Origin of the sequence: Kitasatospora phosalacinea, assembly GCF_030268885.1 — a bacterium.
GTDB lineage: Bacteria > Actinomycetota > Actinomycetes > Streptomycetales > Streptomycetaceae > Kitasatospora > Kitasatospora phosalacinea_C.
The window spans coordinates 108,363-119,845 of the sequence record NZ_BSSA01000015.1 but is presented as its reverse complement, the minus strand read 5'-3'; the positions used below and the strand labels follow the sequence as shown (position 1 = coordinate 119,845).

The window sequence follows — 11,483 nt, the reverse complement described above, 5'->3', positions numbered from 1 at the left end:
CGGCGTTGTCCGTCACTGTCCGTCTCCCGTTTCGAACGCTATAGACGCGTAGTTGGCCCGACCCACCCCTATTCGGATCGTCCCGGCCCCAGTTCTGCGGCGAGCCACGCGGACACCGCCGCCGCGGTGGACGGCGCGTCGTCGGCGACGATGCTGAAGTGGTCGCCGGGGACGGTCCGCACCTGGTCGGCGAGGCTCCAGTCGGTGCGCCAGGCGTCCGCCTCGGGCCCGGCGGCCCCGGTGGTCGCGGTGGTCGCGGTGGTCGCGGGGGCGCCGGCAGGGGTGTCGTCGCCGAGCGTGAAGCGGCGCTCGGGGCGCAGCAGGACGGTCGGGACGGCCAGTGGCGCGACGGGGACGGTGGGGAGCAGTTCCATGTAGCGGGCCATCGCGGTGAGCTTGGTGCGGTCGAGCGCTTCCTGGCCGGACTCCTGCCGGAGCATTCCGGCGGCCATGTCGACGACCGTCTCGGCCCGGGACTTCCCGGCCTCGGCCGAGCCGGTGCCTTCGCCGTTCCCGGCGGCCGCGCCGCCCACCGGGTAGGTGTCGAGGAGCAGCACGGTGGCCGGCCCGCGGCCGAGCGCTTCGAGCCGGGCGGCGACCGCGTGGGCGAAGACGCCCGCGGAGGAGTAGCCGAGCAGCGCGTAGGGGGTGTCGGCGTCCGCGGCGTCCAGGACGCTCGCGGCGAGGACCTCGACCGCGGCGTCGGCGCTGGCGGGGAGGGCCTCGTCGGGCAGGAAGCCGGGCATCGGCAGGACGGAGACCTGGGCGCTGTCGCGCAGTTGGGCGGCGATCCGGGCGTACTGGTAGGCGCCGCCCATGGCGACGGGCGTGGAGAGGCAGAGCAGCCGGGGCAGGCCGTCGCCCTCGCTGAGCCTGAGGGCGGCGGGGGCGGTGCCGAGGTCGGCGAGCGAGCCGAAGGAGGGGCGCAGGTGGGCGGCGGAGGCGAGGACGGCGAGGCCCTCGCGGGTCTTCCCGGCCCGGACGGCTTCGACGAAGAGCTGGCGCAGTCCGTCGGAGGCGGTGTCGGCGGTGGAGGAGGCGGTGCTGTCAGCGGCGCTGTCGGCGGCCGGGGCCGCGGTGGCGTCGGCGAGTTCGGTGAGCAGGTGGGCGGCGAGCGCCTCGGGGTCCTGGTGGTCGAAGACGACGGTGGCGGGCAGCCGCAGTCCGGTGCCGGCGGCGAGCCGGTTGCGCAGGTCGACGGCGGTGAGCGAGTCGAAGCCGAGTTCGAGGAACGGCCGGTGGGCGTCGACGGCTCCGGCGTCGGTGTGGCCCAGGAGGTGGGCGACGCCCTCCAGGACGAGGTCGCGGACGGCTTCGGCGCGCCGCGGGGCGGGCAGGGCCGCGAGGCGGCGGCGCAGTTCGGCCGGGTCGGCGGGCGCGGCGGAGGCGGCGGCGGTACGCCGGGCGGGTGCGGTGAGGGCGCGCAGCAGGTGGGGGGCGCCGGTGGCGGGGGTGCTGCCGGTGGTGAGCAGCAGTTTGGCGGGGACGAGGAGGTGCTCGGGGCGGACGGCCGCGGTGTCGAGCAGGTCGGTGCCCTCCTCGGCGGAGAGCGCGCCCATTCCGGCGCGGGCCATCCGGGCCTGCTGGGCGCCGGTGAGGGTGTCCGCCCACAGGCCCCAGGCGAGGGACTGGGCGGGCAGGCCGTGGGCGCGGCGGTGCGCGGCCAGGGCGTCGAGGAAGGAGTTGGCGGCGGCGTAGTTGCCCTGGCCGGGGTTGCCGAACAGGCCGGAGGCGGAGGAGAAGAGCACGAAGGCGCTCAACTCGGTGTCCAGGGTTGCCCGGTGGAGGTTGAGTGCGGCGTCGACCTTGGGGCGCAGCACGGTGGCGAGCCGGTCGCCGGTGAGGGCGGTGAGGGCGCCGTCGTCGAGCGCGCCGGCCAGGTGGACGACGGCGGTGAGCGGGTGCTCGGCGGGAATGCCGGCGAGCAGGGCGGTGACGGCGTCGGCGTCGGCGAGGTCGCAGGCGGCGGCTTCGACGTGGGCGCCGAGGGCGGTGAGTTCGGCGGCGGCCTCGGGGAGGGTGCCGCTGCGGCTGACCAGCAGCAGGCGGCGCACTCCGTGGGCGGTGACCAGGTGGCGGGCGAGCAGGGCGCCGATGGTGCCGGTGGCGCCGGTGAGCAGGGTGGTGCCCTCGCCGCCGAAGGTGCTGCCGGCGGCGGCGGCGCCGTCGGTGGGCAGCGGGCGGGGGCGGACCAGGCGCGGGACGGACGCCTCGCCGCGGCGGACCACGGCCCGGGGTTCGCCGGAGGCGGCCAGGGCGGGGAGCAGGGCGGCCGAGGCGGGGTCCTCGTCGAGGTCGGCCAGGACGAAGCGGCCGGGGTGCTCGGACTGGGCGGAGCGGACCAGGCCGGTGACGGCGGCTCCGGCCAGGTCGGTGGTGTCCTCGCCGGGGAGGGCGGCGGCGCCGCGGGTGACGATCACCAGCGGGCCGTCGGGTCCGACCTCGTCGCGGTCGGCGAGTTCGCGCTGCAGCAGGTCGAGGACGGCGCGGGTGGCGCGGTGGACGGTGGCGGCGTCGTTGCCGGGGTGCGGCTGCTCGACGGTGCGGACGGCCCCGCCGGAGGCGGCGCCGTCCGGGGCGGCGGGCAGGGCGGCGGGCAGCCAGTCGACGGCGTACAGCGACTCGTGGCGGCCGGCGGCGACGGGGGTGCCGAGCTCGGTGCCGCCGCGCAGCAGCAGCGATTCGACGGTGGCGACGGGGGCGCCGCTCGGGTCGGCGAGGGTGAGCGAGACGGCGCCGCCGCCGAGCGGGCGGACCCGGACCCGGACCCTGGTGGCGCCGGTGGCGTACAGCTCGACGCCGGACCAGGCGAACGGCAGGCCGCGGGTGACCTCGCCCTCGACCAGCGCGATGGCGTGCAGGGCGGCGTCCAGGACGGCGGGGTGCAGGCCGAAGCCGAGCACCTGGGAGCCCGGGGACCGGTCGAGGGCGACGTCGGCGTACACCTCGCCGTCCAGCGTCCAGGCGGCGCGCAGGCCGCGGAACAGCGGGCCGTAGCTGAGCCCGGCCTCGGCCAGGCCGGGGTAGAGCTCGGTGAGGTCGAGGGCCTCGGCCCCGGCGGGGGGCCACTCGGCGAGCGGGGCGGGGTCGGCCGCGGTGTCGACGGCGAGGGTGCCCGCGGCGTGCCGGGTCCACGGGTCCTGCGGGCCGGGCCGGGAGTGGACGGCGACGGCGCGGCGCCCGGCCGGGTCGGGGGCGCCGACCGCGACCTGCACCTGGAGCTGGGCCCGGCCGCGTTCGGCGAGGATCAGCGGCTGTTCCAGGGTGAGGTCCTCCAGGCGGCAGCAGCCGACCTCGTCCCCGGCCCGGACGGCGAGTTCGACGAGCGCGGCGCCGGGGAGCAGCACGGCCCCGCCGACCCGGTGGTCGGCCAGCCAGGGGTGGGTGCCGAGCGAGAGGCGGCCGACCAGGGCGGTCCCGTCGGAGTCGGCGAAGGCGACGGCGGCGCCGAGCACCGGGTGGGCGACGGCCTCCAGGCCGGTGGCGGCGAGGTCGCCGCCGCCGCGCAGCGCCTTGGGGTCGACCTCGGGCCAGTAGCGGCGGCGCTGGAAGGCGTAGCCGGGCAGCGGGACGGGGCGGGCGGGGCGTCCGGCGAACAGCGCGCCGGCGTCGAGGCCGGGCCCTTCGACGTGCAGGCGGGCCGCGGCCCGGTGCACGGTGAGCGTCTCGGGCCGCTCCTTGTCGAGCAGCGGGAGCATCGCGGCGCCGCCGTCCCGGTCGCTCAGGCAGCCCTGGGCGAGGGCGCTGAGGGTGCCGTCGGAGCCGAGTTCGACGTAGTGGGTGACGCCGGCCTGCTCCAGGGCCCGGACGGCGTCCAGGAAGCGGACGGTCCGCCGGCAGTTGGCGACCCAGTACGCGGGGGTGGCGCTCTCGCCGGGCTCGAGGAGGCGGCCGGTGACGGTGGAGGCCATCGGGATGCGGGCCTCGCCGTAGCGGAGGTCGGCGGCGACGGCGTGCAGTTCGTCGAGGATCGGGTCCATCTGCGGGGAGTGGACGGCCTGGTTGACGTTCAGGCGGCGGGTGCGGCGGCCGAGGGCGCTCCAGTGGGCGGCGAGTTCCAGCACCGGCTGCTCGTCGCCGGAGACGACGACCGAGCGCGGACCGTTGACCACGGCGAGGGCGACCCGGTCGCCGAGCAGCGGCTCCAGCTCCTCGGGGGTGGCCTCGACGGCGACGGCGGCGCCGCCGGTGAGGGCGGCCATCAGGCGGCCGCGGTGCGCGGTGAGCCGGGCGGCGTCGGGCAGCGGCAGGACGCCCGCGGCGTGCGCGGCGGCGAGTTCGCCGACCGAGTGGCCGAGGACGAAGTCGGGGCGCCGGCCCCAGGACTCGAGCAGCCGGAAGAGCGCGGTCCCCAGGGCGAAGACCGAGGCCAGCACGTACGGCGTCCCGTCGATCAGGGCGGCGTCGGCGCTGCCGGGCTCGGCGAACGCCACCGCGCGCAGGTCGTGCTCCAGGTGGGGGCGGAAGGCGTCGGCGACCTCGTCGTAGGCGCGGGCGAAGGCGGGCAGCGCGGCGTACAGCTCGCGGCCCGTGCCGGTGCGCTGAGTGCCCTGGCCGGGGAAGAGGAAGGCGGTGCGGCGGCCGGTGCGCACGGCGCCGCGGAAGGCGGCGGGCCCGGTCCGGCCCTCGGCGAGGGCGGCCAGCGCGGCCAGCGCCTCGGCGCGGTCGGCGCCGACCACGGCCGCCCGGTACGGCATCGCGGCCCGGGTGGCGGCCAACTGGGCTCCGACGTCGGCGAGTTCGAGTTCGGGGTGGGCGAGCAGGTGGGCGTGCAGCCGGGCCGCCTGGGCGGGCAGCGCCTCGTCGGTGCGGGCGGACAGCAGCAGCGGCACCGCGGCGGCGGGCACGGGCCCGGCGGGCGTGGCGGCGGGTGCGGGCTCGACGGCCGCGGGGGCCTGTTCGAGGATGACGTGCGCGTTGGTGCCGCTGTAGCCGAACGCGGAGACCCCGGCCCGGCGCGGGCGGCCGTTCTCCTCCCACGGGAGGTTCTCGGCCAGCAGCCGGACCTGCCCGGTGGACCAGTCGACGCCGCCGGTGGGCTCCTGGGCGTAGCGGGAGCGGGGCAGCACGCCGTGGCGCAGCGCCTGCACCATCTTGATGACGCCCGCGACGCCCGCCGCGGCCTGGCTGTGCCCGATGTTGGACTTGACCGAGCCGAGCCACAGCGGCCGGTCGGCGGGCCGGTCCCGGCCGTAGGTGGCCAGCAGGGCGCCGAGTTCGATCGGGTCGCCGAGGGTGGTGCCGGTGCCGTGGCCCTCGACCGCGTCCACGTCGGCGGGCTCCAACCCCGCGACGGCGAGCGCCCGGCGGATCATCCGCTCCTGGGCGAGGCCGTTGGGCGCGGTGAGGCCGTTGGAGGTGCCGTCCTGGTTGACGGCGCTGGCCCGGACCACGGCGAGCACCTGGTGGCCGCGCCGCTGCGCCTCGGAGAGCCGTTCCAGGACGAGGACGCCCACGCCCTCGGCCCAGCCGACGCCGTCGGCCTGCGCGGAGTACGCCTTGCAGCGCCCGTCGGGCGAGGAGCCGCCCTGGATGTCGGAGAGCGCGAACGCCTCCGGTGAGGCGAGCAGGGTGACGCCGCCCGCCAGCGCAACCGTGCAGTCGCCGTTGCGCAGCGCCTGGGCGGCGACGTGCAGGGCGACCAGCGAGGAGGAGCAGGCGGTGTCGACGGAGACGGCGGGCCCCTCCAGGCCGAGCAGGTAGGAGACCCGGCCGGAGACGACGCTGCCGAGGGTGCCGGTGCCGCGGTGGAACAGGTTGTCGGGCAGCAGCCCGGCGGGGCCCGCGTCGTAGTCGCTCTGCATGGCCCCGGCGAAGACGCCGGTGGGGGTGGAGCGCAGGGCGGCCGGGTCGAGTCCGGCGCTCTCCAGCGCCTCCCAGCAGACCTCCAGGAACTTGCGCTGCTGCGGGTCCATCATCAGCGCCTCGTTGGGGCTGATCCCGAAGAACGGCGCGTCGAAGTCGGTGGCGTCGCGCAGGAACCCGCCCTCGGGCTGCTTGCCGGTGGCGGCGACCAGCTCGGTCCAGTAGTCCATGTCCCAGGCGCGGTCGGTCGGGAAGGGGCCGACCGCGTCGGCGCCGGAGGTGACCAACTGCCAGAGGTCGGCGGGCGATTCGACGCCGCCGGGGTAGCGGCAGGCCATGCCGACGATCGCGATCGGCTCGTCCTGCGCGGTGCCGGGGAGCACCTCCGCGGGCCCGTCGGCGTCGGTGTCGGCGCCGAAGATCTCGCCGTGCAGGTGCTCGGCGAGGTCGCGGGCGGTGGGGTGGTCGAAGACCACGGTGACCCGCAGCCGGACGCCGGTGGCGGCGGTCAGCCGGTTGCGGACCTCGACGGAGGTCAGCGAGTCGAAGCCGAGGTCCTTGAACACCCGGTCGGCGTCGACGAGTTCGGCCCCGGCGTGGCCGAGCACCGCGGCGACGTGCACCCGCACCAGGTCGGTCAGGGCGGCCAGCTGCCCGGCCCGCGGCAGGCCGGCCAGCCGGGCGCGCAGCGGCTCGGCCCCGGCCTGCCGGTCGGCGGCCGCGGGGCGGCGGACGGCGGCGGGCACCAGGCCGCGCAGCCGGTCGGGGAAGGCGTCCGGGTCGGCGCGCAGCGCGGCGAGGTCGAGCCGGATCGGGACCAGGACGGCCTCGTCGCGGGCCGCGGCCTCGTCGAACAGGGCCAGGCCCTCCTCGGCGGAGAGCGCGTCGGCGGCGCCCCGGCCGGTGCCGCCCATGCTGTCGGCCAGCGCCCACTGGCCCCAGGCCAGCGACTGGGCGGGCAGGCCGTCGGCGGCGCGCTGCGCGGCGAGCGCGTCCAGGAAGCTGTTGGCGGCGGCGTAGTTGGCCTGCCCGGGGGCGCCGAGCACACCGGCCGCGGAGGAGAACAGCACGAACGCGGCCGGTTCGTGGCACTTGGTCAACTCGTGCAGGTGCCAGGCGGCGTCGGCCTTGGCGGCCAGCACGGCGTCGAAGCGCTCGGCGCTCTGCCCGGCGAAGGTGCCGTCGCGCAGGACGCCCGCGGTGTGCACGACGGCGGCGATCTCCCGCTCGGCGAGCAGCGCCCGGACGGCCCCGCGGTCGGCCAGGTCGCAGGCGGCGACCTCGGCGTCGGCGCCCAGCGCGCCCAGCTCGGCGACCAGCTGCTCGGCGCCCGGCGCGTCGGCGCCGCTGCGGCTGACCAGCAGCAGGCGGCGGATGCCGTGCCGCTGGACGAGGTGGCGGGCCAGCAGGGCGCCGAGGGCGCCGGTGCCACCGGAGACCAGCACCTGTCCGGGGTGCGCCGCGGCGACGGCCCAGGGCCGGTGCCCGGCCTCGGGGGCGGCCGCGGCGCGCACCAGGCGCGGGGTCCACAGCTCGGTGCCGCGGACGGCGCTCTCGGCCAGCTCGGCGGCCACGATGCCGGGCAGCAGGGCGGTGACGTCCTGCCCGGCGGCGGCGTCGACCAGGAACAGGCGGCCCGGGTACTCGGCCTGCGCGGAGCGGACCATGCCGTGCACGGCGGCGCCCGCCAGGTCGGCGGGCTCCTCGCCGGGCAGGGCGACCGCGCCGCGGGTGAGCAGCACCAGGCGGGCGGCGTCGAAGCGCTCCTCGGCGAGCCAGGACTGCACCCGGGCGAGCACCCCGTGCAGCGTCGCCCTCGCGGCGTCCGCGTCCGGGCCGCCGTCGACCGGCAGCACCAGGACGGGCGGCACCGGCCCGTCCGCGGCGAGGCCGTCGAGCGGGGCGACCTGCGCGGCGGCGTCCGGCGCCGGCCCGGGGGCGGTGCGCCGGGTCCACTCGACCCGGTGGAGCAGTTCGGGGCGGGCGGCGCCGTCGGCGGCGCCCGGGGCGAGGGTCCGCAGGGTCAGCGCGCCGACCGAGCCGACCGGCTGCCCGGTCGGGTCGGCGAGCTGCAGCGCGACCGTCCGGGCGCCGTCGGCGCCCGGCGCGCCGACCCGGGCGATCCGCACCCGGACGGCGTCCGCGCCCGCGGCGAACAGCTCGACGTCGGACCAGGCGTACGGGAGCGCGGCGGAGCCGTCACCACCGTCGCCGTCGCCGTCGCCGTCGCCGTCGAGCAGGCCGATCGCGTGCAGCACGGCGTCGAACACCGCCGGGTGCAGACCGAAGTCGACCGCCTGGTGCCGGGCCCGCTCGGGCAGCGCGGCCTCGGCGTACACCTCCCCGTCCAGGCGCCAGGCGGCCCGCAGCCCCCGGAACACCGGCCCGTAGGCCAGGCCGCCCGCGGCGGCCAGCTCCTCGTACATGCCGTCCAGGTCGACGGGCTGCGCGCCCTTCGGCGGCCAGGCGGCGAGGTCGAAGGGGGCGGCGGTGGCGGTCGGCGCGAGCAGGCCCTCGGCGTGCAGGGTCCAGGGCTCCTCGGCGAACTCGGCGTCGGGCTGCGAGTGGACGGTGACCGGGCGGGCCCCGTCCTCGTCCGGATTGCCGAGGCCGACCTGGATCCGGACGCCCTCCTGCCCGTTCAGCACCAGCGGGGTCCGCAGCGTCAGTTCGCGCACGGCCGTGCAGCCGACCCGCTCACCGGCCCGCAGCGCCAGCTCGACGAAGGCCGTGCCGGGCAGCAGCGTCCGGCCGCCGACCCGGTGGTCGGCCAGCCAGGTGTGGGTCCCGGCCGACAGGCGGCCCAGCAGCACCACGCCCTCCGAGTCGGCCAGCACGGTGGCCGCGCCCAGCAGCGGGTGGCCGACGGCCTCCAGGCCCAGCGCGGACGGGTCGCCGTCGTTGGCGGACGGCTCCAGCCAGTAGCGCTGCCGCTGGAAGGCGTAGGTGGGCAGGTCGGCGAGGGGGCCGGTGCCCGGGTGGACGGCCTGCCAGTCGACCGGGGTGCCGTGGGCGTGCAGGGCGGCCAGCGCGGTGACGGCGGAGTGCTGCTCGGGGCGGTCGCGGCGCAGGGTCGCCACCAGCAGGTGGTCCTCGGTGCTCTGGGCGGCCGTCGCGGTCAGCACCGCGTCGGGACCGAGCTCCACGAACCGGGAGATGCCGCTCGCGGTCAGGGTGGCGACCGCGTCGGCGAAGCGGACGCTCTCGCGGACCTGGCGCACCCAGTAGTCGGGGGAGGTCAGCTCCTCCTCGACGGCCTTGCCCGTCAGGGTCGAGACGACCGTCGAGTGCGGTGCGCGGTAGGTCAGTCGGGCGGCCACGGCGCGGAACTCGGCGAGCATCGGCTCCATCAGCGCGGAGTGGAAGGCGTGCGAGACGGTCAGCGCCTTGGTGCGCTCGAAGCCCGCCGCGACCTTGGCGACCGCCTCGGCCTCGCCCGAGACCACCACCGCCCGCGGCCCGTTGACCGCCGCGATGTCCACGCCCGGCACCAGCGCGGCGCGGACCTCGTCCTCCGCCGCCGCGACGGCGACCATGGCGCCACCCGTGGGCAGCGCCTGCATCAGCCGCGCCCGCGCACCGACCAGGGTGCAAGCGTCCTCCAGCGACCACACCCCCGCCGCGTACGCCGCCGCGAACTCGCCGATCGAGTGCCCGGCCACCGCGTCCGGCAGCACGCCCCAGGACTCGTACAGCCGGTGCAGGGCGACCTCGAGGGCGAACAGCGCGCACTGCGCGTAGCCGGTGAGGTTGAGCGCCTCCGCGTCCGACCACATGACGTCCTTGAGCGGACGCTCCAACCCCTTGTCCAGCAGCGCGCACACCTCGTCCAACGCCGCCGCGAACACCGGGTACGCCCGGTACAGCTCCTGCCCCATCCCGAGGCGCTGCGAGCCCTGTCCGGTGAACAGGAACGCGGTGCGCCCGGGCACGCCGCGGCCGGTGACGAGCTGCCCGGCCTCCTCGCCCCCGGCGATCGCCCGCAGGCCCGCCAGCAGTTCTCCGCGCTCGGTGCCGACGACCACCGCCCGGTGCTCGAAGTGCGTGCGCGCCGTCGCCAACGCCCGCCCCACCGCAGCGGGTTCGCACCCCTCGACGGCCTCCAGCAGCCGCTGCGCCTGCGCCCGCAGCGCCTGCGGGGTGCGGCCGGAGAGCGGCCAGGCGACCGCCCCGCCGGCAGCCTCGGCGGGTTCGGCGACGGACTCGGCGGCGGACTCGGCGGCGGGCTCGGCGGCGGGCTCCTCGTACTGCTCCAGGATCACGTGCGCGTTGGTGCCGCTGAGGCCGAAGGCGGAGACGGCGGCGCGGCGGGGCCGGCCGGTCTCCGGCCAGTCGCGGCGTTCGGTGAGCAGCCGGACGTTGCCCGCGGTCCAGTCGACGTGCCGGGTGGGCTCGTCCACGTGCAGGGTCTGCGGGAGCACGCCGTGGCGCAGCGCCATCACCATCTTGATGACGCCCGCGACCCCGGCCGCGGCCTGGGTGTGGCTGAGGTTGGACTTGACCGAGCCCAGCCACAGCGGGCGGTCCTCGGGGCGGCCCTGGCCGTAGGTGGCCATCAGGGCCTGGGCCTCGATCGGGTCGCCGAGGGTGGTGGCGGTGCCGTGCGCCTCCAGGGCGTCGACCTGGTCGGCGGAGAGGCGGGCGTTGGCGAGGGCGGCGCGGATCACGCGCTGCTGGGCGGGGCCGTTGGGGGCGGTCATGCCGTTGGAGGCGCCGTCCTGGTTGACGGCGGTGCCGCGGACGACCGCCCAGACGGGGTGGCCGTTGCGGCGGGCGTCGGAGAGGCGTTCCAGCAGGAGCACGCCCGCGCCCTCGGACCAGCCGGTGCCGTCGGCGGCCTGGGCGAAGGAGTGGCAGCGGCCGTCGGAGGCCATGCCGCGCCCGGCGCTGAACTCGGCGAAGATCCGGGGGGTGGACATGACGCTGACGCCGCCGGCCAGGGCGAGCGAGCACTCGCCCTGGCGCAGCGACTGGACGGCCATGTGCAGGGTGACCAGGGAGGAGGAGCAGGCGGTGTCGACGGTGACGGCCGGGCCCTCCAGGCCGAAGTGGTAGGACACCCGGCCGGAGACGACGCCGGAGGAGCCGAAGCCGCCCGGGTAGTCGTGGTACATCACGCCGTTGAACACGCCGACCTGGCTGCCCTTGACCGACTGCGGGACGATCCCGGCCCGCTCGAACGCCTCCCAGGAGGTCTCCAGCAGGATCCGCTGCTGGGGGTCGATCAGCAGGGCGTCGCGCGGGGAGACGCCGAAGAAGTCGGCGTCGAACTCGGGGGCGTCGTGCAGGAAGCCGCCCTCGTTGACGTAGCTGCTGCCGGGCCGCTCCCCGGTCGGGTCGTAGAAGCGCTCCAGGTCCCAGCCGCGGTCGGTGGGGAACGGGCCGACCGCGTCGGTGCCGTCGGCGAGCAGCTGCCAGAACTGCTCGGGCGTGGCCGCCTCGCCGGGGAAGCGGCAGGCCATGCCGATGATCGCGATCGGTTCGCGCGGGCCGTCCGCCAGCTTGCGGTTCTGCTCGCGCAGACGCTCGGTCTCCTTGAGGGAGACCCGGAGGGCGTGGAGCAGCTTCTCTTCGGGCTTTTCCATGGTGCCCTCACCCTTCAATCACGTATCGGCGGACCTGGTGCACGTGGCTCACAGCACGTGGCTCACAGTAGGAGCGCCGAAAGGCGTCTCCCT

The 11,483-nt window shown here is 77.3% G+C and carries 1 protein-coding gene; it reads right to left on the bottom strand.

Features of this window, described 5'->3' with window-relative positions; all coding sequences use genetic code 11:
* Positions 1-68 precede the first annotated feature (68 nt).
* On the bottom strand, positions 69-11,390 hold the full coding sequence (locus QSK52_RS21915; protein ID WP_285737827.1) for a type I polyketide synthase: 11,322 nt from the start codon (positions 11,388-11,390) through the stop codon (positions 69-71).
* Positions 11,391-11,483: the final 93 nt, after the last annotated feature.

What these genes read in the sequence shown, in the direction of transcription:
- QSK52_RS21915 (WP_285737827.1), bottom strand. Translation starts at nt 11,390, where the DNA reads ATGGAAAAGCCCGAAGAGAAGCTGCTCCACGCCCTCCGGGTCTCCCTC.